Origin of the sequence: Micromonospora sp. AMSO1212t, assembly GCF_008868145.1 — a bacterium.
GTDB classification, from domain to species: Bacteria; Actinomycetota; Actinomycetes; order Mycobacteriales; family Micromonosporaceae; genus Micromonospora; species Micromonospora tulbaghiae.
Window position 1 is genome coordinate 13,414 of sequence record NZ_WBKS01000011.1, and the last position, 22,361, is coordinate 35,774.

Here is a 22,361-nt window from a genome sequence, read left to right on the forward strand (position 1 = left end):
TACGGTGAACGGGCGAAATAGTGCCGCGACGGGCTCCGCGTTCGATGTCGGCATGCTGAATCCTCGAATCAGGTCGGTTGGCCGGAGGCTAGTGGGCCCTAGCGGAAGTCCGCTGCGTGGTCGAGGGCCCACTGCCGGAATGTGCGGGCAGGAACCCCGGTGACGTCCTCCACGGTCGTGGTGACCGGCTCCGGCGTGTCGCTCATGGCAGCCCACCCGTCAAGCGCCATGTCCACGAACGCCGGATCGCCCCACGCGGCCAGCAGAGACTCGCGCGCCTTGGCGCGAGGCTGCTCCTCCCACCGAAGGTCGCGGTCGATCGCCGTCCCGATGAGCCGTACCTGCTCCTGTTGGCTGACGGCCTCGGGCCCGGTGAGGGTGTACGCCGCCCCGACGTGGCGGTCTTCGGTCAGCGCCAGGGCGGCCACCGCGGCCAGGTCCTTCTCGTGTATCAGCGATCGACGGGCGTGCCCGTACGGCCACCGCACGACCCCTCGGGTGCGGATCTGTTCGGCCCAGCCCAGCGTGTTGGTCGCGAATCCGCTCGCCCGGAGGAAGGTCGACTCCAGCCCGGTCCGCTCGATCAGATCCTCCATTTCGCCCCAGAATCCGACCGGGCGTTCGCCATCTCGCCCGCCCATCGCGGACAGATAGACGACCCGGCGGGCGGGCTCGGCAAGCCTTTCCACGGTTGCCGGTGCGGCCGCGGTCGACAGGCCGGGCCACACGAGGAAGACCGAGTCGACCCCGGCCAGGGCGGCGTCGAGTGTGTCCGGTCTGGTCAGGTCACCGCCGGCGACGGCAACACCGGAGGGCAGCCTCGATGTGCTCGGTTCGCGGACCAGAGCTCGGACGTCTGCGCCCAGCTCCAGCAGCCTGGTCACCACGTGCCCACCGACGTTGCCGGTGGCACCGGTGACCAGGACCGTTCTGTGTGTACTCATTGGCCGCTCCCGGAGTTCGTGACGTGACGCGCGCCGATTCCGGCGGACCCGGCAACGGCGTCTGGCACAACTCTCGAACTTGAACAAATGTTTAGGTCAAGTACTGTGGCGGCTGTGGCATCGCTCGTGCCCGACGCCGACGAACTCACGATCGGTGAACTGGCCGACCGCAGCGGCGTGGCCGCCTCGGCGCTGCGTTTCTACGAACGCCAGGGCCTCATCCGCAGCCGGCGCACCGTCGGCAACCAGCGCCGCTACAGCCGTTCCACCCTTCGCCAGGTGGCGTTCATCCGGGCCTCGCAGAACCTCGGAATCCCGCTGGCGGCAATCGGCAGCGTCCTCGCCCTGCTGCCCGAGGGGCAGAGCCCGACGCGCGAGTTCTGGATCCGCGCGTCCGAATGCTGGAGCGCCGAAGTCAACGCGCGGATCCGGCAACTGGAACGCATGCGCGACCTGTTCACCGAATGCCGCGGCTGCGGCTGCCTGTCCCTCGACCAGTGCGAATTGATCAATCCGGACGACAAGTTGGGTGCCCTCGGGCCAGGCCCGCACCGACTGGTCAAACACCCGCAGCCGTCGGGTTATGCGGGCCGCAGGTAGGTCGGTAGCGTTGGCTTGCGGCCGCCTGAGGCCGGTGGCGCATCCCGCGCTATGAGGAGGTTCGGGATGGATCCCTTGCCGGAACTGACCTTCGGGCAGCGATTGAAGGTCTACCGGGAGCGGTCCGGGAAGACCCGCGCCGTGCTCGGTGGGTTGGTTGGTCGGAGCGCCGAGTGGGTCAAGGCGGTGGAGACCGATCGCATCCTGCCTCCGCGCATCCACATGCTGGACCGCATCGCGCGTGCACTGAAGGTCGACGTGTCTGCCCTGGCCGGCGAGCTGAGCGACCGGTCCGCTGTGGTGAACGGGCCTGAGCATCCGGCGCTGGCGTCGGTGCGGGACGCCGTGAACCGCGTCGTGCTCGCCGACGACGCGGAGCCGGAATCGTTAGCCGGTTTGCGTGAGCGGCTTGCGGTGGCGTGGCGGGCGCGTCATCAGGCGTCCGACCACCGGACGGTGCTGGGTGGGCTGCTGCCGAGACTTCTGCACGAAGTGCAGCGCGCCGCGCTGGTGTACGAGGGCGTCGAGCGTCGGCGGGCGCAGTCGCTGTTGGCGGAGACGTTCGGTTTGACGCAGATGTTCCTTGCGTACCAGCCGGCTGCCGAGTTGCTGTGGCGGGTCGCGGACCGGGCGATGGTGGCGGCGCAGGATTCGGGTGACCCGGAGGCGGTGGCCCTCGCGGCATGGTTCCTGTGTCAGGTGCATCGGGACGCCGGGGACTGGGACACCGCCATGGCGGTAACGCACGACGTCCTGTCGGCTCTGGAGCCGAGGGCGGCTGACGCGGGCACGAATCTGCTGGCGTTGTGGGGTGCGCTCAACTTCGAGGCCGCCTACACCGCCGCGCGTGCCGGCGAGGAAGGCCGGGCCTGGCGGTACTGGGATCGGGCGGACCGGGTGGCGCAGCGTCTGCCGGAGGGCTTCTATCAGCCGCAGACGTCGTTCTCCCGCGTCATCATGGGCGCCCACGCGGTGACGGTGGCGGTGGAGTTGCAGAAGTCCGGTGAGGCGGTACGGCAGGCGCGCCGCCACGACTCGGCGGCCATCCCGTCGAGGCCGCGCCGGGCACGCCATCTCATCGAGGTGGCGCGGGCGCACTACGGCAAGGACGACAAGGAAGCGGCCGTGACGACGCTGCGGAAGGCGTACGAGTCGGCCCCCGAGACGATCCGCTTCAACGGGTATGCCCGCCAGATCACCTTGGAGCTGCTCGACGGCCCGCGCTCCACCCGTGACGACGCCCGTGACCTCGCGGTCAAGGTCGGGCTGCTCTCCTGATCCAGGGGTAGGAACCTTACCCATTCCGCTGCGCGACCGACCGTAGCCTCCTGCTCACGGGATGCGGCGGGCGGTGCGGGTATCGCCTGGTCGCCGCGTCCCCCTCAGCTTCGGGGGTAGGAGGCCGCCCTCGTTCGTGCGCGAGGGAGGGTCCGTGCGGCGCGTCTCGTATGACGAATACCTTTCTGCCACCGCGCTGACTCTTGCTCGCAGGCACCGGCCGGTGTGGTCGTGGCGGCTCTGGCGGCGCATCTGCCGCTGTGGATCCGACCTGCCATGCCGCGCCCGGCACCGGATACCGATCAATCGTGGCCACTGGCCGTCGGAGGGTGAGCAGTGACCAGCGGGCAGGAACAGGCGATCGTCGCGGTTCATGTACGAGGGCTCGACGGCATGTGTGCCGGGTGCCGAGTGTGGTGGGCGCGGCTGACTCCGTACCCCTGTTGGCAGGTGGAATGGGCGACCAGCCGGCAGGCGCGGGCGATCACCGCGCGGTTCCTGGAGGGCGCGCGGTGACCACCCACGGCCCGGTCATGCCGGTCTGGAGCTGCGGCGGCTGCGACCTGCCCTGGCCCTGCCCCACGCGCAAGCGGGAGTTGCGCGCGGAGTTCATGGATGCGCCGGTATCACTGGCCCTCTACCTCGGCGCCTACCTCGTCCAGGCCACCGAGGACATGCCCTGGACGCCGGCCGGCGTGCTGCACCGCCGATTCCTCGGCTGGACCAGGGAAGCCGGACACCTCATGCCGGTGGTACAGCAGCGAGGTGCAGCATCCGTGCCGGCCGAACCCGGTCGAGACGAGTCCCACAAGGTCCTCTGACCTCGCATCGAGCCTGATCCGACCGCCTCGCCGAGATTCGCACCGAAGAGGCGGCGCAACCGGTCGACCACGAGAAGCGCGAGCTGGTCCGCGAGCCGCGCGGACGCGAGTTCTCCGGGAGTCAATGTCCAACCGGCCGTTCATGAAGGCGGGCGGGCGTCCGTTCAGGTTCCTGCGGTGTCACCGTGAACCCCGTCATGGCCAGCGAGAGCAGGCGGGTCGCGGTGGTGCCGGGGTCGGCGTCGTTCTCGGTTGCCAGGGCGATCCCGGTGACCAGCGTCGACAGGTCGGCGAAGGTGATGTCGGGCGCCAGCACTCCGGCCTCGGCGGCCCGGCGTACCAGTGGCTCACCCGCCTCGGACAGTTGGTCGGACGCGCAGTAGACGCTTTCGGTGCGGCCGCGGTTCAGCGCCTCGGCCAGGCCCCGGATCGTCGCGGCGGCGCGCGTGATCTCGATCAGGAACTCGACGAGCGCGGCCCGGGGATCCGCTTCGCCCGCTAGCTCGCCGGCGCGGGCGCAGAGGGCGTCGATGCGCTCCCGGAAGACGGCTTCGAGCAGCGCGTGCCGGGTCGGGAAGTGGCGGCGGACGGTGCCGGAGCCCACCCCGGCGGTCCGGGCAATCTGTTCCAGCGACGCGTCGGCCCCGTGCTCGGCCACCGCCTCTGCTGCCACCGCGAGCAGAAGTTCGTAGTTGCGGCGGGCGTCTGCTCGCATGTCTCACCTCGGCGTTGCTAAGCGGCGGGGTCCGCCGTATGTTAGCAACCGTAAACGGCGGACCCCGCCGCTTCTTGGGTCGAGGAGTGTGTCCATGTCAGATCGAGCACCAGTCCTGGTCACCGGCGCCACCGGCCGGCAGGGCGGGGCAACCGCCCGCGCCCTGCTCGCCGCCGGCGTCCCGGTGCGCGCCCTGGTCCGTAACCCTGCTGCCGCCAAGGCCGCCGCGGTCGCCGCCCTCGGTGCCGAGCTGGTCACAGGCGATCTCCGCGACCCCGCATCGCTGGTCCCGGCGGCCCGGGGCGCCCGCGCCGTCTTCTCCGTGCAGATGCCGGAGCTGCGCGGCGAGACCTGGGACTTCGAGAGCGAACTCACCCAGGGCGTCAACCTGATCGAGGCCGCACTGGCCGCGGAGGTCCCGCAGTTCGTGCACACCTCGGTCTCCGGTGCCGGGCAGCACGAGCACGCCCCCGGCTGGACCGAGGGGCGCTGGGCCGCGATGGAGCGTGTCTTCCTGCCCAAGGCCGGGATGCAGGAACGCGTCCGGGCCGCCGGCTTCGACCGGTGGACGCTGATCAAGCCGGGCTTCTTCATGGAGAACTTCCTGCCCGACCTGGCCTACCTGCTGCCGCGGGGCATCGCGGGCGGGCTCGCGACGGTCCTTCGGCCGCAGACCCACCTGTCGCTGATCGCCGTCGACGACATCGGCCGAGCGGCCGCAGCGGCCGTCGCCGACCCCGACCGCTTCCACCGCGTCGAACTCGAACTGGCCGGCGACCACCTGCCGATGACGGAAATCGCGAAGATCATCGGTGAGTCGCTCGGCATCGACGGCACCGCTCCCGACATGACCGAGGCGGAAGCGATTGCCGCCGGCATGCCGCCATGGGCCACCACCTCCCACGAGTTCCTGAACGTCGCCGGGCAGCCGGCCCGGCCGGAGTTCGCGCGCGCCCTCGGCATCCCCCTGACTTCGTTCGCCGAGTGGGCCGACCGCCACCTGCGCCCCCTCCGTCAGGGCTGACGCCAAGGCGCTACCGCTGCGCCGGTCTGCTGCGGTGCCAGCCCGGACCGCTCGGAGGGTGCCCGCGCGACGCGAGCACCCTCGAGGGGCTGGCGGTGCCGGATCCCCGGCTCGTCCTCACCTCGTGGGGCCGGACGCCGCCCCACCGAGTGTCACCTTGAGGATCTTCTCGTTGCTGTTGTTCGGGGTGCTGTCCTTGTCCCCGCCGGTGCTCGTGGTCAGCCACAGGTTGCCGTCGAGGGTCGGTTCGACGGTGCGCAGCCGGAAGTACGTCCCGACGAAGTACTGCTGGACGTTGGTGAGCGTGTTGCCGCTGATCTCCGCACGGTACATCCGGTTGCCGCGCAGGCAGGCGATGTAGAGCACGTCCCGGACGATCGCGATGCCGCTGCACGAGGCCTCGGCCACCGGGTACGTCCGGACCGGGGCCCTGAAGTTCGGGTTGGCGCAGTCGCCGGAGGTGCCCTCGCAGGCGGGCCAGCCGTAGTTGCCGCCCTTGACGATGATGTTGGTCTCGTCCACGACGTTGTTGCCGAACTCCTGCTCGAAGAGCCGGCCTTGAGAGTCGAAGGCGAGTCCCTGCGGGTTGCGGTGGCCGTAGCTCCACACGTAGTTGCCGAAGGGGTTGTCCGCCGGGACGGTGCCGTCGGGGTTGAGCCGCAGCACCTTGCCGCCCAGGTTGCCGGTGTCCTGGGCCACGTCCGGGTTCTGTCCGTCGCCGGCGGCGGCGTAGAGCTTGCCGTCGGGGCCGAAACGCAGCCGGCCGCCGTTGTGGTACTTGTTGCGCGGGATTCCCGTGACGAGCACCTGCTCGGTATTGGTCTGCAGCGTGCCGTCGTAGCGGATGCGCACGATCCGGTTGTCGGTCGTGGTGGTGTGGTAGATGTACAGCCAGCGGTCGGTGGTGAAGTCGGCCGAGACGGCCAGCCCGAGCACGCCGCCCTCGCCGCTGGTGCCGGCCACGTTCGGCACGGTGCCGATGCTGCGCTTGTCGGTGCCGTCCGGGTTCATGGCGACGATGTCGAACAGGTCGCGCCGGCCGTAGAGGACCGTACCGTCCGGCAGTTGCACCAGGCCCCAGGGCAGGTCCTTCTCGGTGGTGATCGCCGTGGCCCCGCAGACCGGGCTCGTGCAGCCCGAGCCGGTGTGCGCGGTGACCGCGGCGCTCGCACCCGAGACATTGCCCTGGGCGTCCCGGGCGGTCACCGTGTACCGGTAGTCGGTGTCGGGCGTCAGCCCGGTGTCGGTGAACGTGGTCGCCGGCGGATTGCCGGCGGTGCCGGTGGTGGAGCCGACCGCCGTACCGTTGCGCAGGATGGTGTAGCCGGTGACCGCGACGTTGTCGGTGGAGGCCGACCAGGTGAGGGTCACGGCCGTGCCGTTGACCGTCGCGGCCAGGTTGGTCGGCGTGCTGGGCGGAGTCGTGTCCTGCTGGCAGAACGGCGGGGTGACCGAGAGCGTGGAGCTGGCCTGCGAGACGTTGCCGGCGGCGTCGCGGGCGTTGACGTACCAGCCCCAGGTGACACCCTGCACGACGCTGAGCGTGGCGGTCAGCGTCCGTCCCGAGACCGAGGTGACGAGCTGGCCGTCGTGGTAGATGTCGTAGAAGGCGACGCCGACGTTGTCCCGGGAGGCGTACCAGGCGAGCGTGACGGACTGGCAGGTCAGCCGAGTGCGGCGCAGACCGGTCGGCCGGGTGGGCGGGCTGGTGTCGGCGGCGAGCTGGGCCGCCTGCCGGCTCCCGGTCGCCGGTGCGGCCGCCGCGGCGTTGGCGGGTACGCCGGTCACGATGGTGCCGGCGCAGATCAGCAGGGCGAGCGGGACGCGGTGTCGGAACTGGTGAGGATTGATCCGCACGGGTGCTTTCCTTCCCGGGTTTCTTGGTCAGTACGGGTAGCCGGGGACGTTGAGCCGCACGCTGTACAGGCCCGAGTCGTTCGTTCGGCCGGAGGTGATGTAGAGGGTCTGCCGGTCGGGTCCGCCGAACGCCACATTGGTGGTGCCGGTGCCGCCGGAGCGGATCGTGCCGAGCTGCGCGCCGGCGGGCGAGTAGACGTGGATCAGGCCGTCCGAGCCGGAGGCCCAGTACACGTTGCCGGCGCAGTCGATGGTGACCCCGTCGGGACCGCCGAGGTAGTTCACGAAGACGCTGCGGGCGCCGGTGCTGCCGTCGGGCTGGACGACGTACTTGTAGATCTTGTTCTCGGAGTAGGCGCCCACGTAGAGCGTGCTGCCGTCCGGGGAGAGCGCGATGCCGTTGGGTTGCCGCAGCCGGTCGTCCACCAGCGACACCTGGCCGCCGGAGACGCGGAAGACACTGGTACGTCCGCTCATCTGGTCGGGCCGGTTGCCGCGCTGGAAGTTGGGGTCGGTGAAGTAGACGACGCCGTCGGAACGGACCGTGACGTCGTTGGGCGAGTTGAACGCCCGGCCCTGGTATTCGGCGGCGACGGTGGTGCGGGCCTGGTCGCTCAGCCGGTACGCGGAGACGTTCCGCTGGTCGTGGGTGGCGGCGATGATCTGCTGGGCGTCGGGGCTGAGCGCCAGGCCGTTGCTGCCGGCGTCGGCGATGAAGGTGTCGAAGGTTGCCGGCGGGGTGAACCGGCGGATCGTGGAGGGCTGCACGTTGTTCGGCCCGGTGCCCGCGGCCATGTCGGACACCAGCAGGTAGCCGCCGTCGGCGATCCAGACCGGTCCTTCGAGGAACGAGAACCCGCTCCGGATCTTCGTCGCGGACACCGAGCCGGCCGGCAGGGGTGGGCCGTACCCGGTGCCGCCCGGGCAGACCCCGGGAGGCGCGCCGGGCGGGCCGGCGAGCCGGTGGGTGTGAACGTTCACATCAGAGGCGTCCCGAGGTGCCGGGGGCGCGGGTGCGGCACCGGCGGGGCCTGGTGCGGTGGTGAGCGCCAGGCACAGGCCGGTGAGTGCGGCGATGGTTGGACGCCAGGTCATCGGGTACTCCAATCGGAGTCGGTGAATGCGAGGCCCGTGGTTGCCTGACCGGCCCCGGCCGCCGACACCTACTATTGATCAGTATCGATGTATATGTGACGCAGCTTAGGCGAGGAAGCGGCGCTCCGCATCAGTTCCCCACGATCACCTTCGGCGCATGCCACGAAGGCACGCGATGACCTGGCCGGGACGGTGGCGCCCGGCCCTCACCGACCCGGGACACGAGTCGTTCAGTCCGTCGTGCCGTTCGCTGAGCTTCCAGACCTGGTCACCCGGTACGTCACGGTGGCGCCGCCGAAGAAGTGGAAGGACACCGGCGTGACCGGGTACGACGTGCGCCGGGTCGACGCCGCCGGCACCGAGAAGGTGGGCAGCGCCACCGGCACCTCGTGCCCGGTGGCCGGGTTGAGCGCTGACACTCCGTACACCCTCGTGGTGACCGCCCTCGACGCGGCGGGCGACGGGTCCGCGGCCTCACCCGGCGTTCGACTTACCGACCTCCGGCCAGGCCTGCCTGCGCAAGCGTGGCATCAAGGCGTGCATCCCCGGCAAGAAGGACCAGGACGTCCACGGCAAAGCCAAGGGGCAGCCGTGGCGGACGCCCGCCGACCTTCGACCCGGATCTCTACCGGATGCGACACCCGTTGAGAATGGCATCAGCAGGCTCAAGGGCCACAGCGGCGTGGCCACCGCTACGACAGGTTGGCCGTCAGGTTCCCGGCCGTCCTGACCGTCACCATCATCTGCGAATGGCTCTGACCGGGCTCATGAAACACGCCTTAGTCGATGAGCGAGCGGCGATCAAATTCCTCCCGCCGGCCGTCGAAATTGTGGCACCGCAACTCACTTGACTGGTGCGGTGCGCCCGCGATTGGGTGGCGCCGTGAGCAAACTGTGGACCACCCCCGAGGACGACGCCAGGATCTTCGGTCAGCCCGTCGGCGAAAAGGCGACCTATCGGGAGTACCTCGGCAACTACCGTCTGACCATAGAGATGAAGTGCGACGGACTGGACGCCGAGCAGCTTGGCCGACGCTCGGTGCCGCCCAGCACCCTGAGCTTGCTCGGCCTGGTCCGCCATCTGGCTCAGATGGAGAACCACTGGTTCCAGCGTGTGCTGCAAGGGCGGACCGACGCGCCGTGCCTTTACAAGCACGAGGACGACCCAGATTGGGACTTCGGGGGCGCGGTCCCCGACCCAGCGGTGGTGAAGGAAGCCTTTGCAACCTGGAAGGCCGAGATCGCCAAGGCGGACGAATGGCTCGACGCCCTCGATGAGGCCGACCTGGGCCGCGAGGTGCCGGTCGACGGCGGCAGCCACGCCACACGCGACGTGCTTGTCCACGTGATCGAGGAGTATGCGCGGCACGCTGGCCACGCCGACCTCCTGCGCGAGTGCATCGACGGGCGAACCGGCCTGTGACCCACCGGGCGGTGGGTCAGCATTCAATCCGGCAGCCGCGACCGGGTACGAACCGCCGTCCTGGCGATCCAGGCCGGCCTTGCACCCTGACCAGAACCGGCAGCGGCTCCGCCGGTTGAGCTTCTGGATTACCGCAGCGCATTGAAGAAGGCGCGCAGGTCGGCGGCGAGCAGATCGGGCTCTTCCTGGGCGAGGAAGTGGCCGCCGACCGTGGGCTCGCGCCAGTGGGTGAGGTTGGCGTAGGTGCGTTCGGCGAACGACCGGGGCAGGCCGGCGTCCTCCACGCTGACCGTGATGCCGGCGGGCACGTCGACCATCGGCAGATGCGGGGCCAGGTGGTCGTCGCGGTAGGGCCGGAAGGACGTGCCGATGCAGTTGGTGACCCAGTACAGCATCACGGTGGTCAGCAGCTCGTCGAAGTCGAACCGGCGGGAGACGTCGCCGCCGCAGTCGCTCCAGCGCTGGTACTTCTCGACGATCCATGCGGCCAGTCCGGACGGCGAGTCGCTCAGCGCGGCCGCAAGGGTGTCGGGTCGGGTTTCCTGGAGGATTCCGTAGCCCCAGTCGTCTTGGGCCTTCGCGTCGAGCATGGCGACGAACGCCTCCTCGGCCGGGCTGAGGTCGTCCCTGCGGTCCGCCGGCGGGAACTTGATGTGCTGCGAGAAGACGCCGATGACCCGATCTGCGTGGCGGGCGCCGAGCCACGTCGTCACGCCGGACCCGATATCGCCGCCGTAGGCGCCGAAGCGGTCGTAGCCCAGACGGGTCATCAGCTCAGCCCAGACGTCCGCGACAGCCGCCTCGGTCGTCGGGCCCTCGGCGAGTGGTCCGGAGAAGGCGAAGCCGGGCAGGCTCGGTATGACGAGGTCGAAGTCTGCGAGGCGGGACACCAGGGGCAACATCTCCGTGTACGTGCCGGGCCAGCCGTGGGTCAGGATCAGCGCCGTGGCGTCGGGCGATGCCGAGCGGACATGGACGAAGTGGACCGGCGTGCCCCGGACCGTGGTGACGAACTGGGGGTACCGGTTGAGGGCCCGCTCGACCGCGCGCCAGTCGAATCCGTCGAGCCAGTACCGCACCAGATCTGCCAGGTACCCAGGGTCGGTGCCGGCGGCCCACGGCTCTCCTGGTGCGGCCGGCGCGAGCCTTGTCCGCGAAAGCCGAGCCCGCAGGTCGTCCAGGACGGCTTCGGGAACATCGATGCGGAAGGGCGTCATCCGATCATGATCCCATCGCCAGGAGTCACTCGGCAGCCGCCCGAACGGGCAGGCTGCCGGCGCGGTGTGGCCGCACTCGATCGGCAGCCACGATCCGGGGGACTCGATCTCCGATCCGTCGGGGAGCGTGATTCAGGCCGGAACCGCTGTGAGGTGGCACTATCGTGACATTCAGGTCCGGCGGGCCGCGCCGCGCGAACCGGTCCTCCAGGGAGGGAAGTTCACGTGCCTTCAGACGTACATCCGGGCTCGGAGGTCTTGATGCCCGCGGCGTTCCTGGGTCACGGCAACCCCATGAACGCCCTTGAGGTCAACCGGTACACCTCCGCGTGGAGAGCCTTCGGCGCCGCGGTGCCGCGTCCCCGCGCGATCCTGGTGGTCAGCGCCCACTGGTACATCAACGCCACGGCCGTCACCGCGATGCCCCGGCCGAGGACCATTCACGACTTCTACGGGTTTCCCCAGGAGCTGTTCGAGGTGCAGTACCCGGCGCCGGGGCTGCCCGAACTGGCCGAGGAGGTCAGTGACGTCGTCCATCCGACCTGGGTCGGGGCGGACGTCGACAGCTGGGGCATCGACCACGGCACCTGGTCGGTGCTGATGCACGCTTTTCCGGACGCGTCGATTCCCGTCGTCCAGCTCAGCATCAACGCCGACAAGCCGATGGACTACCACCTTCAACTCGGCGCCCGGCTCGCTCCACTGCGCCGGCGCGGTGTGCTGATCGTGGCGAGCGGCAACGTCGTGCACAACCTGCGCGGCATGGACTGGGCGCTGGCCGACGACGGCTTCGACTGGGCGCGGCGCTTCGACGAGGACGCCAAGGCCCGGATGTTGACCGACCCGGGCGAGTACGCGACCCTCGACGCTCACGGGGACTTCCGCCGTGCGGTACCGACGCCGGATCACTTCATCCCCGCGTTGTATCTCGCCGGGCTGGCCGCCAGCATGGACACCCCCGACACCGAGGTTCTCGTCGACGGCTACGCCTACGGCTCGTTGTCCATGACGGCCTACACCCTGGGCATGTCCTGTCCACCGGCTGCCGGCCGGGGCGGGTCGCCGCAGCCACCGCCCGGTCTGCCGCCGGACGGCTCCAACATCTGAGGGAGCGCCGGCTGGTCGAATGCTCCCATGGATCAAGGTGCAGTCGCGGTGGGCCCGGCGCTCGCCGCCGTACTCGTCGTTCTGGTGCTCGTCGCCGTGGCGACGGTGCGGGCCGGCCGGCTCGGCCACGCCCGTGGCATCGCCACGGCGGCGCTGCGCGCGGTGGTGCAGCTGTGCGCCGTGGCGCTGCTCATCACTGCCGTCCTGCGGTCGTGGTGGGCCAGCGCCGGGTTCGTCACGCTGATGATCCTGGTCGCGGCGGCGACCTCCGCGCGCCGGGTCAGCTCGCTTCGCCTCGGCTGGCCGGTGCTGGTGCCGATCGCGGTCGGCGCGCTCCCGGCCTGCGCCCTCGTCGTGGCCTCCGGCACGGTGCCGCTGACCGAGGTCGCGGTCGTTCCGATCGCCGGGATCCTCATCGGCGGGGCGATGACGGCTACCTCGCTGGCGGGCCGCCGCGCACTGGACGAGCTTCGCGACCGCCATGGCGAGTACGAGGCGGCCCTGGCGTTGGGCCTCGTGCCGCGGGATGCGGCGCTGGAGATCTGCCGGCCCAGCGCGGGGCAGGCGCTGGTGCCCGCGCTGGACCAGACACGCACGGTCGGCCTGGTCACGCTCCCCGGTGCCTTCGTCGGCGTGCTGCTCGGCGGCGGCACACCCGTCCAGGCCGGGGCGGCCCAACTACTGGTTCTGGTCGCGCTCCTGGCCGTCGAGGCGATCGCCGTCGCGGTGACCGTCGAGCTGGTCGCCAACGGACTGCTTCGCCGACCGAGCCCGGCCGTCCAGGTTCCGCTTCGATGCCTGACCGCCGCGCCAGAACATATTCCATCAATTTGAGTTGATGTATTATGCGGATCGTGGCGTCGAGTCGACTCGTCCCGGCATTCCTGCGATTGGCGGCCCATCCGCTGAGATGGCGACTGCTGTCCGAACTCGTCGTCAGCGACTACCGGGTCCGGGAGCTGGTGGCGCGGACGGGCGAGCCGCAGAGCCTCGTCTCCTACCACCTGCGGCTGCTGCGCGACGGTGGGCTGGTCACCGCCACGCGCAGCAGCTTCGACGGCCGCGACACCTACTACCACCTGGACCTGGACCGCTGCGCGGTCGCGTGGGCCGACGCCGGCGCCGCACTGCACCCGGAGCTGCGTCGCGAACCCCCGCCGCCCTCGGCCGGCCTGCGGCGATCGCCCCGCGTCCGCGTGCTGTTCGTGTGTACGGGCAACAGCGCTCGCTCGCCGGTCGCCGAGGCGCTGCTGCGGCATCGCGCCGGTGGCCGAGCCGAGGTGATCAGCGCCGGCAGCCGTCCCAAGGACCGCCTTCACCCCGACGCCGTCCGGGTCCTGCACGACGAGTTCGGCATCGACGTCGCCGGGCAGCGCCCTCGACACCTCGACACCGTCGCCGGTCGCCGCTTCGACCTCGTGATCAGCCTGTGTGACAAGGCCCGCGAGGTCCTTCCGGAATTCCCGGAGCGTCCCCGGCGCGCGCACTGGAGCATTCCCGACCCCGCAGCCGGCGACACCGACCGGGACGGCTACCTCGCCTTCCAGCATTTCGCAGCCGACATCGACACCCGCGTCCGGCGCCTGCTGCCGGTCCTCGACGTCATCCGTCCATGAGAGAGGTCCCGCCGTGACAGCCTCCGAGCAGTACGCCAGCGTCCGTTACCTCGTCGACGACGTCCAAGCCGCCGTCGACTTCTACACCGCCCATCTCGGCTTCACGCTGAACACCAGCGCCGCGCCCGCCTTCGCCGACGTGATCCGCGGTCCGCTGCGACTGCTGCTGTCCGGGCCGGCCAGCTCCGGCGCCCGAGCCACCCCCGCCGACGCCACCACCGCCGGCCGCAACCGGATTCACCTGACCGTCGACGACCTCGACGCCGAGATCGACCGACTGCGCACTGCCGGCCTGCCGTTCCGCAGCACCCTGGTGAGCGGCCCCGGTGGACGCCAGATCCTGCTCGCCGACCCCGCCGGCAACCTCATCGAGCTGTTCCAACCCGCCCGCCGGCCGTCGTGAGGCGGCCTCACACGTACGCGACGGGCTCCGGCCCACCAGCCGGCGGGTTGAGGTCGGGGCCGGTCTGCAACTGGACGAGCGAGGTGGGTGTGACGACCTCCCACGGATCACCGACGGCCACCTCCTCACCCGGCCGGTCGAGGGCGTCGGCGATCAGCTCCTCGATCGGAGGGTACGGATTGCCGCCGTCCCGCCACGGCCGTGGCGACAGGGTGGGCACCTGGGAGGAGGCGAGATACCCGCCGACGGCGTACTCGTAGCCGGGGCGTACCGGCACGATGACCCGGGCCGCGCCGGCCTGCAGGAACGCCTGGTGCAACGCGTCGCTGCTGGTGCGGCTGCGTACGGTGACCCAGCGGTCCCGGCCGGCCCACTGGTAGGGGTAGCACAGGTAGGTCAGGTTCTCCCACTCGAAGACCTCCTCGAAGAACTGGATGTGGTCGGCCTCGGCGACGATCTGCATCCGGTCGATGCGCGGAGCCTCGTCGTCGGGAGTGTCCAGGGCGCCGTACAGGTCGAACTCCTGCCCGGTGAGCACGGTCTGGCAGGCCCGCTTGAGTTCCAGCATCTCCAGCTGCCGGAGGCCGGCCGCCGACCCGCTCGCCTGGTAGACGGTGCGTGCCTGCCGGCGTGCCTGGTCGTTGTCGTAGGCGGAGCGCTGGGCCAGGTATCCGGCTCGGATCGTCTCCCAGGCCCGCAGCCGCCACGCCTCGAACGCGCCGTCGGTCCGGGTGCACCGGACCCGCACCACGACGGTGAGCCCGCCCCGCTGGTCGGTGCTGATGCCGATCGGGACCGGACCGGGGACCGGTGAGTCGAAGTCGATCTTCGCATTGCCGCCGCTGTCGTTGAGCGTCACCCGGTGCTCCCCGACCGCGACCTGCGCGGCCTGCGGCGGACTGCCGACGTCGGTGGGGTACTCACCCTCGGACAGGCCCCAGGTGGTCCAGACGTACGCCGTGCTCGCCACGTATCCGGCCGGTACCGCGACCTCGCCGGTGTAGGAGGCGTACCCCCACTCGGGCTGGGACTTGTCGGTGGAGTTCTTCGGATAGTCGAACGGCCGGGCGGCCGGGTCGACGAAGGTGGCGGTGGCGAAGACCTCCGGGTCCGGGGGCGGCTCCACGCCGAAGATGTCCCAGCGGGCGGCCTTGGCGGCCCAGTTGTCGTCGTCCAGGTCGTCGACGTCGAGGAACCAGGCAGGCGGCTTGGGGACGGCGCCCGCGCTGGTGTCCTCGGACGTCCGGGTGTTCAGCCAGACCAGCGTGGCGGCGGGCTCGGGGACGATGAACTCCAGCATGAGCCGCTCGCCGTAGTTGTAGACCTGCGCCTGGTCGACCTTGTCCAGCCAGCGGTAGACACCACTGATGTTCGCGGTGCCGGCGGCGTTGTCGAAGGAGTGAGTGTTGGTCTCGGTGACTCGCACGGTGCTCGTGGTGGTGCGGCGTTGACCGGTCTCGGTACGCAGGAGCTGCGTGGCGCTCTCGGTGAGCGTCTTGGCGTACGACACGGCGGAACTGCTGCTCGTCTCGGTCGAGGTGGACTGGTCGGCGTTGACCTCGATACCGGCCCGGACCGGCCCGAGCCCGCCGGACACGCTGACGCCCAGCGAGGTGGAGTTCTGCTGCGACGCCGCCGTCGCCAGCGCCCGGTCCAGGCTGTTCTGCTCGGTGGACGCGAGTTCCTCGGTGGACGCGTCGATCGTCTTGCTGATCGTGGTCACGGTCTCGCTGGTGCTGGTGTCGGCCACGTGGGAACGGCCGCGGGTCTCGCTGGCCAGCACGTTCTCGACGTACGAGATCTCGCCGGGCTGGTAGCGCAGCAGCGCGGTACGGATGATCATGAGGTCGCCCCGGCCGGCGATGCGGGTGTACGCGTCCAGCACCGGCACCTTCGGCTGCCCCGGATAGGGCAGCGGCTCGGCCGGGCCGGGGTGCGACGGGATCGGTTCGGCGTCGCCCGGGTCCAGTTTCGCGGTCGCCCGGCGCCGGGCGTCGTCCTGTTCGGCGGAGAACACCCGGGCGAGGCGGCTCAGCGTCGTGGTGTCCGGGACACCGAGGTCGGCCGCGGCCTGCGTGGTGGCCGCGATGGCCGGACCGAGATCGGGAAACCCGCTGTTCCGCAGGTCCTGCACGCTGGCGTCGGTCAGCCCGACGGCGTCGGCCCGGGAACGCAGTCGCCGCAGCGTCTGGCCGAGGTCGGCGAACCGGTCGGCCCGATCGGCGTCCGGGTTGGTCCGCGGGGGCGCCGGCGGGTCGGGCAGCAGCACGTCGCGCCCGCCGAGCAGGGCCCGGACCAGGCACGCCGCGTCGGCGTCGGACCGGGCGAGGCGCAGCAGCGTCATCCCGCGCAGCACGCGGACCAGCACGACGGCTGCCGGTGACCGGGGGATCCGCAGGAACCGGCCCAGCACCAGCACGTCCACCACCCAGCCGGTCAGCTCCGCCGCGGCCGTGGTGAGCTGCCCGCCGTCCAGGTCGTGCTCGGTGGCCCACCCGGCGACGCCGTCGCGCAGCTCACCGACGGTCAGCCGGGCATCGACGGCGACCCGGAGCAACAGCCACAGCGTCTGCCTGCCGAGCTCGTCGAGGCGGTCGTCCCTCGCCGCCAGCCGTTTGGCCAGCAGTCGCCGCGCCCGGTCGTCGTCCCCCTCGGTGACGACCTCCCGGACCGGATCCGACCAGGCGTCCCGGAAGTCGACGACCGCGTCGATCAGTTTCGGGCCGGTGGTGCAGGTGTCCGGGGCGGCGTCGCCCTCCCGGCGCAACTGGACGAACCGTAGGCCCACGTGGGTGGTGACAGGGGTTGTCATGGTTCCCCTCCGGTCTCCCGACTCGCTTGTGGTCAGATCTTCGGCAGGTGCAGGGCCGCGGGCATGCCGTACGCGGCGAGGTGTGTGTTGAGCCGGTCCACGAGCTGGTTCCACTCGGCCTGCATCGCGGCGCGCTGGCCGGCCGTCGTCCGCAGGGCCTTCTGCCACTCGTCCTCGTGCAGTGCGCCGACCAGTTCCGCGAGGGTGAACTGGTCGAACGCCACGATCGGTTCGTCGGCGCGCGGCGTGTCGGTGAGCGGGAACGCGCGCAGCGTCCCGCCGCGCGTCAGCGGGGAGTCGGCCGCCCGGGCGGCGTCGTCGTACGCCGCCACATCGCGGAGGGTGGGTACGGCCCGGTTGCCGTACCTGTCGACGCGCGTGACGCCGTCGAACATCCGCCCGGCGTGCAGGTCGACCCGGGCGTGCTCCCAGGGCGAGAGGAGCTGGAGGTTGGCCGGTTCGGCGGCGCCGGTGAGCATCGACAACCGGCTGGCCCAGACGGTCTCGTCCAGGTGGTTGCTCAGCCGATGCGCCCAGTCGTTCATGCGAGTGGTGAACCGCTGGACCAGGCCGTGCTCCCACTCGCGGGAGCGGGTCCGCACGTTCCAGGCGCCCGGCAGGCGGAGGGCCATCTCGAACAGCTCGTCCCGGGACCTCCGGTAGTACGGATCCCGGGCGTACCGTGTCTCGAGGTCCGTGGGGTCTCCGGTTCTACCGGCGGTGTCGCTGCCGTAGTGGCTCCACAGCCGTTGCAGCGTGGCGTCGTCGGCCTCGATGAAGGCCTCGTCCCCCAGCCGGGCCGCCAACTCCCACCGCGCCTGCTCGGCGGTCCGGTCGTTGACCTTCTCCCGCACGAGCTTGAAGTGGTACACCGGCGAGGCGCCGGTCGTGATCATGTGGGCGATCTGCGGTTCGGACAGCAGCAGATCGGGGTCGTAGTCCCAGGCGTGCAGCACGTCCTCGCTCTTGAGCCCCAACGTCCGGAACAGGGTGACACCGCGGGCGTCCAGCGGGATGTCGCGCCCCCACGCCCGCGATGCCATCACCATCCCGATGGTGCGGTTGCCGCGGGCGGTGACGAGCTTTCCGTAGGGCGGATAATGCAGGTCCGGGCCGGTCGGCGCGTTCATCGGCAGGACGTTGAGCTCGTCCGGCAACGCGACGTGGTGTCCGATCTGGTAGCGGTACCTGCTGTAGGCGATGCCGCCGTCGTACGGTGTCGGGCTGAACCGGAAGTCGTGGAACGCCTGGACGAGCGCCTGCCGGTACAGGTCGGGGTCGGTGGTGCGCAGCATGGTCGCGGCGGCGGGACCGAGCAGCGAGTCGACGATGCCGTGGAACAGCGAGTCGGTGGCGCCGCCGGCGAGGAACTCGCCGGTCGTCAGCCGTGGGTTGTCCCGCCGGGCCGCCTGGTAGGAACTCTGCAGGTACGCGGATTCCAGCGCGACACCGGAACGGTCGACGAGTTGCGCCGGATCGCGCAGGAACGCGGTCGGGACCGGCGTCACCGCCTTGGTCGCCGCCGTCTTCGCGGCCTGCGCGGTCAGCTTCTGCTGGGCCATCAGCAACCCCTGCTGCTGCACCAGTCCCACCGGCCGGGTCATGGCGACACCCGCGGCAGTTCGTCGAGCAGGGTGGCGGCCAGGTCGGCGTCCACCGGGGCGGCTGCCGCCGCCGCCCGTGCCAGTCGGGGGAGCGGCACGTCACCACGGGTCAGCACCCGCCGGCCTGCGGCCAGCAGGGAACCACCGACCCGTTCCGCCACCGGCGGCACCAGTACGCCCCCCAGCGTCAGCGCCGCCGTCAGGCCGCTCATCGGCTGCCCGTCGAGGTCCCTGCCGGTCAACACATACGCGGCGACCGAACCGAGATCACGCAGGTCGTACATGGCTTGGACGGTGGGAACGGGGACGAACTGGCCCACCGTCGCCACCACGTGGGCGATCTCCTCCAGAGTGGCCGGCCGGTCCGGCAGATCCCGCACCGGCACCACTTCGTCGGTGATCTCCAGGGGTACGTCGTCGAAGTGTGTGGCCACCCGTTCGCGATAGCGGACGATGCCCTTGATGGTGCTCACCCCGGCGGCGCCGACCGAGTCATCGAGGAACACCCGCACCCCGGCGGTACGGATCACGGTCAGCTGCCACACCGGTCCGTCGGGCGTCGTGGTGGCCGGGCCGGCGACCGGCTCGCCGTCGGAGTCCAGCAGATCCAGCCGGTAGGCGAAGCGGTCCTCGGCGCCGGCCGGGTCGACCCGGATGTGGATCGGCAGCGGCACGCTGTCGGGCACCCCGCCCAGCCAGTCGATGTAGGTGTCGTACACGTCCCTTGCCAGCGTGAACGCGACGTCGTCGAGGACCGAGGCGGCGGCGACGAACCAGTCGGGCTGCCACGACCAGGGCTGACCGCGAGGCGGGCGGCCCTGCTCGGGGCGGATCAGCACCAGGTCGAGTCCGTCGGCCCGGACCTGCTGGACGGCCGTCGGCAGCAGCTCGCCGCCGATCCCCTCGACCGCCGCGTCCAGCGCGACGGTCCCGGCCACCAGGTCGGGCTCGGTGAGCGGGGCCGCCCGCAGCGGACCGCCGAGCGGTGGCAGCGTGTCCGGGTGCCGGTGGCGCTGGACCTCGAAGGCCAGGCTCTGGTCGCAGCGGGTGGGTCCGTCCCCGGGCAGGTATGCGGCTCGCAGCGCCCGCAGCCCGTCCGCTCCGAGCAGTGGCCGCGCCGAGAACGACACGCCCGGCGCCATGGCCAGCACCACCCGCATCGCGCTCCAGTGCACCAGCGGGGTGGCCTTCGGGTCCGCCTCCTCGATCTCGAAGGCGCGCGCGGGCGTGAACGCGTACCCCATCGGTAGCGGCGCGTACGCGATCGACTCTCCGCCGACCACGACGCTCCGCTCGGCACCGGCGATCCGGTGCTCGACCCTCAGGTCGAAGACCAGCGGCTGGGCGGCGTCGACGTCGGTCACCACGACGGCGGACGCCTCCGGCCGCCGGTTGGCGTGCGCCGCGGTGGCGGCCTCGTAGCACCAGCCGGGCAGATAGCTGACGGTCAGCGAATCGGCATCGTCGAAGCGGACGTGCAGGACGTTGCTCATCGCGTCGAGGCACACGAACACCGGATCTGCCGGTACACCTCCGTAGAGTTCCAACCAGCGGCCCTCGCCCTCGACCGCGGTGTCGAGGGTCAGCCAGACGTCCTCCAGCACGGCTCGCAGCGGCCCGGCCGCCTCGTCGGCAGCCTCCAGAAGGGTCGGTGAACCCGGGGCCATGGTGGCAGCGTATACACGGCGTGTGACACTGCAGTCACCTGTCGGTCACTCCTGCGCTGGAAAGCGGACACCGAGGAAACCTGACAGGCCACTCGACCAGCGTCGGCGCGGCGACACCACAAGAGACCGAGGAACCGGGGCCACCGGCCGTCGGAGGGTGAGCAGTGACCAGCGGGCGGGGAACAGGCGATCGTCGGAGAGCCGGTCAGCGGCGGATGAGGCCGAGGTCGGTGGCGGTGGCGACGGCGGCCGTGCGTGAGTCGACGCCGAGTTTGGCGTAGATGCGGGCCAGGTGGGACTTGACGGTGCCCTCGGTCAGGTGGAGGCGGGCGCCGATGGCCTGGTTGGACAGGCCGTCGGCGACCAGGGCGACGACCTCGGTCTCCCGTCGGGTCAGGGCGGTGCCCGGCGTGCGCAGCCGGTTCATCAGCCGGTCCGCGACTGTGGGCGCCAGCGTGGTGCGTCCGGCGGCGGCGGTGCGGACGGCGGCGGCCAGGTCCTCGGGTGGGGCGTCCTTGAGGAGGTAGCCGGTGGCGCCGGCCTCGATGGCGGGCAGGGTGTCGGCGTCGGAGTCGTAGGTGGTGACGATCAGCACGCGAGGTGCCCCCGGGTGGGCGGTGATCCGGGCGGTGGCTTCGGCGCCGCCCATGCCCTTCCCGAACTGGAGGTCCATCAGCACGACGTCGATGTCGCCTTCGGCGGCGCGGGTGACGGCGTCCTCGGCGGTCGCGGCTTCGGCCACGACGACGAGGCCGGGTTCGGTTTCCAGCACGGCGCGCAGCCCGGCTCGTACGACGGGGTGGTCGTCGGCCAGGAGGAGGCGGATGGGGGCGTCGTCGGTCACGGGCGGCCCTCGCGCTCGGTCTCGGTGGGCGGGGTGAGGGGAAGCCGGGCGGTCAGGGCGGTGCCGTGGCCGGGCGCGGACTCGACGGCCAGCGTGCCGCCGAGGGTGTCCATGCGGGCACGCATGGCTGCCAGGCCGAAGCCGCCGCTGTCGACGCCCGGGGCGGGCGTCTGCTCGGGGTCGAAGCCGTGCCCGTCGTCGACGACGTGCAGGGCGACGTGGTCGCCGAGATTGCTGAGGGTGACCTCGGCGGTGGTGGCCCGGGCGTGGCGGACCGTGTTCGCGAGGGCGGACTGGGCGACACGCAGCAGAGCCACCTCCTGGGCGGTCGACAGCGACACGGGGTCGCCGGCGAGGTGGAATCGGGCGGTGAGGCGGTGGCGGGCGCTGGTCGTGGTGCACAGGCGCTCCAGGGCGTCGGCCAGGGTGGTGCCCTCCAGGGCGGGCGGGGTGAGTGCGGCGACGAAGCGTCGGGCCTCGGCGAGGTTGTCCACGGCGACCTGGCGGGCCGCGTCGACGTGGCCGGCGGCGGCGTCGGTCCGGCCGGGCAGGGCGCGCTCGGCAGCGCGCAGCAGCAGCTGGATGCTGGACAGGCCCTGGGCGAGGGTGTCGTGGATCTCCCGGGCCAGACGCTCGCGTTCGGCGAGCACGCCGGCGGTGTGCTGGGCCCGGGCCAGGTCGGCCCGGGTGGCGGTGAGTTCCTCGATCAACTGCCTGCGCTGCTCGCTCTCCCGGTACAGCGCCTGGTATCCCCACACCACCCCGACGGCGACGGCGGCGCCGAGCGTGGGACCGATCGCCACCGCCGGGGTGAAGGAACCGGTGTGGGCGGCGAACCCGGCGACGGCAGCCGCGGCGGTGACGACCACGGCGGTCAGGCCGGCGCGGCGCGGCAGCAGGTGGAGCTGGAGGAAGTACAGCGGAAAGGCCACCCAGATCGCGTCGGGGGACAGGCCCAGCAGCAACAGCCACACGGCGCCCACGGCGGCCAGCCACCACGCGGCGGCCCGCCGCGAGCGGCGGATGCGGGGAAGGAACGGCCCGGCGGCGTACGTCAGGCCGAACGCCGCCGCAGCAGCGACGATCAGTCCGGCGTGGGGCCGGTCGACGGCCACCGCCCGGCCGGCGGCCAGGACGAGCAGGCCGGCGATCAGCAGGTGCAGGCACCAGGCCAGGGCCCGGATGGTCGGCGTCAGGACGGGGGCAGCGGTGCTCACAGTGCGTCCCACGTTACCGAGGCAGGCGGCCCGGGGGCCTCTATCGAAAGTTAGAACCCGGGTGCCGTCTTCCGGCCCGCGAAGTGCCGTCCTACGCCAGACGCGCACACGGGCGTC

At 71.2% G+C, this 22,361-nt stretch carries 21 protein-coding genes and 1 pseudogene; 11 read left to right on the forward strand and 11 right to left on the reverse strand.

Features of this window, described 5'->3' with window-relative positions:
- Positions 1–98: 98 nt before the first annotated feature.
- Positions 99–944 (reverse strand): SDR family oxidoreductase, encoded by an 846-nt coding sequence (locus F8279_RS05205; RefSeq protein ID WP_151499298.1) that lies wholly within the window; start codon positions 942–944, stop codon positions 99–101.
- A 114-nt stretch (positions 945–1,058) separates the two neighbouring features.
- On the opposite strand from F8279_RS05205, the gene soxR reads away from it, so the two are divergent.
- From soxR to F8279_RS05230, 4 genes are all read left to right on the forward strand, one after another.
- The gene (gene soxR / locus F8279_RS05210; protein WP_225853139.1) at positions 1,059–1,544 is read left to right on the forward strand and encodes a redox-sensitive transcriptional activator SoxR; all 486 of its coding nucleotides are present in this window, start codon (positions 1,059–1,061) and stop codon (positions 1,542–1,544) included.
- A 66-nt stretch (positions 1,545–1,610) separates the two neighbouring features.
- On the forward strand, positions 1,611–2,822 hold the full coding sequence (locus tag F8279_RS05215) for a helix-turn-helix transcriptional regulator (protein WP_151499251.1): 1,212 nt from the start codon (positions 1,611–1,613) through the stop codon (positions 2,820–2,822).
- Between the two features lie 336 nt (positions 2,823–3,158).
- Complete coding sequence (locus F8279_RS30500; RefSeq protein WP_151499252.1) at positions 3,159–3,338, forward strand: hypothetical protein; 180 nt, start codon at positions 3,159–3,161, stop codon at positions 3,336–3,338.
- Positions 3,335–3,643, forward strand: coding sequence for a hypothetical protein (locus F8279_RS05230; protein ID WP_151499253.1), 309 nt, complete (start codon positions 3,335–3,337; stop codon positions 3,641–3,643). The genes F8279_RS30500 and F8279_RS05230 overlap by 4 nt, the downstream gene beginning before the upstream one ends.
- Positions 3,644–3,764: 121 nt before the next feature.
- Here the strand turns inward: F8279_RS05230 and F8279_RS05235 are convergent, their stop codons facing one another.
- Positions 3,765–4,358: a TetR/AcrR family transcriptional regulator gene (locus tag F8279_RS05235; protein ID WP_151499254.1), complete on the reverse strand. Its 594-nt coding sequence runs from the start codon at positions 4,356–4,358 to the stop codon at positions 3,765–3,767.
- A gap of 94 nt (positions 4,359–4,452) precedes the next feature.
- Between F8279_RS05235 and F8279_RS05240 the strand changes: the two genes are divergently transcribed.
- Entirely contained in the window at positions 4,453–5,382 is a 930-nt protein-coding gene (locus F8279_RS05240) for an NmrA family NAD(P)-binding protein (RefSeq protein WP_151499255.1), read from the forward strand.
- Between the two features lie 117 nt (positions 5,383–5,499).
- On the opposite strand, the gene F8279_RS05245 is transcribed toward F8279_RS05240, so the two are convergent.
- From F8279_RS05245 to F8279_RS30205, 3 genes are all read right to left on the reverse strand, one after another.
- Positions 5,500–7,239 carry a PQQ-dependent sugar dehydrogenase gene (locus F8279_RS05245; protein WP_151499256.1) on the reverse strand — a complete coding sequence of 580 codons (1,740 nt, stop codon included), beginning with the start codon at positions 7,237–7,239 and terminating at the stop codon, positions 5,500–5,502.
- Between the two features lie 27 nt (positions 7,240–7,266).
- On the reverse strand, positions 7,267–8,334 hold the full coding sequence (locus F8279_RS05250; protein ID WP_151499257.1) for an SMP-30/gluconolactonase/LRE family protein: 1,068 nt from the start codon (positions 8,332–8,334) through the stop codon (positions 7,267–7,269).
- A gap of 230 nt (positions 8,335–8,564) precedes the next feature.
- Positions 8,565–8,753 (reverse strand): hypothetical protein, encoded by a 189-nt coding sequence (locus tag F8279_RS30205; protein WP_192580633.1) that lies wholly within the window; start codon positions 8,751–8,753, stop codon positions 8,565–8,567.
- Positions 8,754–8,839: 86 nt separating this feature from the next.
- Between F8279_RS30205 and F8279_RS30505 the strand changes: the two are divergent.
- Both F8279_RS30505 and F8279_RS05265 read left to right on the forward strand, forming a co-directional pair.
- Positions 8,840–9,093, forward strand: a pseudogene (locus tag F8279_RS30505) (IS5/IS1182 family transposase); the annotation flags it as partial.
- 124 nt (positions 9,094–9,217) lie between these two features.
- Positions 9,218–9,757: a DinB family protein gene (locus F8279_RS05265; protein WP_225853140.1), complete on the forward strand. Its 540-nt coding sequence runs from the start codon at positions 9,218–9,220 to the stop codon at positions 9,755–9,757.
- A 128-nt stretch (positions 9,758–9,885) separates the two neighbouring features.
- On the opposite strand, the gene F8279_RS05270 is transcribed toward F8279_RS05265, so the two are convergent.
- Entirely contained in the window at positions 9,886–10,974 is a 1,089-nt protein-coding gene (locus F8279_RS05270) for an epoxide hydrolase family protein (protein WP_151499259.1), read from the reverse strand.
- Positions 10,975–11,235: 261 nt separating this feature from the next.
- On the opposite strand from F8279_RS05270, the gene ygiD reads away from it, so the two are divergent.
- From ygiD to F8279_RS05290, 4 genes are read left to right on the forward strand one after another with little or no spacing between them, the layout of a single operon-like run.
- The gene (gene ygiD / locus F8279_RS05275) at positions 11,236–12,081 is read left to right on the forward strand and encodes a 4,5-DOPA dioxygenase extradiol (RefSeq protein WP_151499260.1); all 846 of its coding nucleotides are present in this window, start codon (positions 11,236–11,238) and stop codon (positions 12,079–12,081) included.
- 27 nt (positions 12,082–12,108) lie between these two features.
- A complete protein-coding gene (locus tag F8279_RS05280) occupies positions 12,109–12,915 on the forward strand; it encodes an ABC transporter permease (RefSeq protein WP_192580634.1) in 807 nt (268 codons plus the stop codon).
- 11 nt (positions 12,916–12,926) lie between these two features.
- Positions 12,927–13,697, forward strand: a complete 771-nt coding sequence (locus F8279_RS05285; RefSeq protein WP_151499261.1) for an ArsR family transcriptional regulator — start codon at positions 12,927–12,929, stop codon at positions 13,695–13,697.
- A gap of 13 nt (positions 13,698–13,710) precedes the next feature.
- Entirely contained in the window at positions 13,711–14,100 is a 390-nt protein-coding gene (locus tag F8279_RS05290) for a VOC family protein (RefSeq protein WP_151499262.1), read from the forward strand.
- Between the two features lie 7 nt (positions 14,101–14,107).
- On the opposite strand, the gene F8279_RS05295 is transcribed toward F8279_RS05290, so the two are convergent.
- From F8279_RS05295 to F8279_RS05315, 5 genes are all read right to left on the reverse strand, one after another.
- Positions 14,108–16,912 (reverse strand): hypothetical protein, encoded by a 2,805-nt coding sequence (locus F8279_RS05295; protein WP_151499263.1) that lies wholly within the window; start codon positions 16,910–16,912, stop codon positions 14,108–14,110.
- A gap of 32 nt (positions 16,913–16,944) precedes the next feature.
- Positions 16,945–18,516: a hypothetical protein gene (locus tag F8279_RS05300; RefSeq protein ID WP_151499264.1), complete on the reverse strand. Its 1,572-nt coding sequence runs from the start codon at positions 18,514–18,516 to the stop codon at positions 16,945–16,947.
- On the reverse strand, positions 18,513–20,183 hold the full coding sequence (locus F8279_RS05305; protein WP_151499265.1) for a hypothetical protein: 1,671 nt from the start codon (positions 20,181–20,183) through the stop codon (positions 18,513–18,515). The genes F8279_RS05300 and F8279_RS05305 overlap by 4 nt, the downstream gene beginning before the upstream one ends.
- 205 nt (positions 20,184–20,388) lie before the next feature.
- Entirely contained in the window at positions 20,389–21,027 is a 639-nt protein-coding gene (locus F8279_RS05310; RefSeq protein WP_151499266.1) for a response regulator transcription factor, read from the reverse strand.
- Positions 21,024–22,244 (reverse strand): sensor histidine kinase, encoded by a 1,221-nt coding sequence (locus F8279_RS05315; RefSeq protein WP_151499267.1) that lies wholly within the window; start codon positions 22,242–22,244, stop codon positions 21,024–21,026. The genes F8279_RS05310 and F8279_RS05315 overlap by 4 nt, the downstream gene beginning before the upstream one ends.
- Positions 22,245–22,361 lie beyond the last annotated feature (117 nt).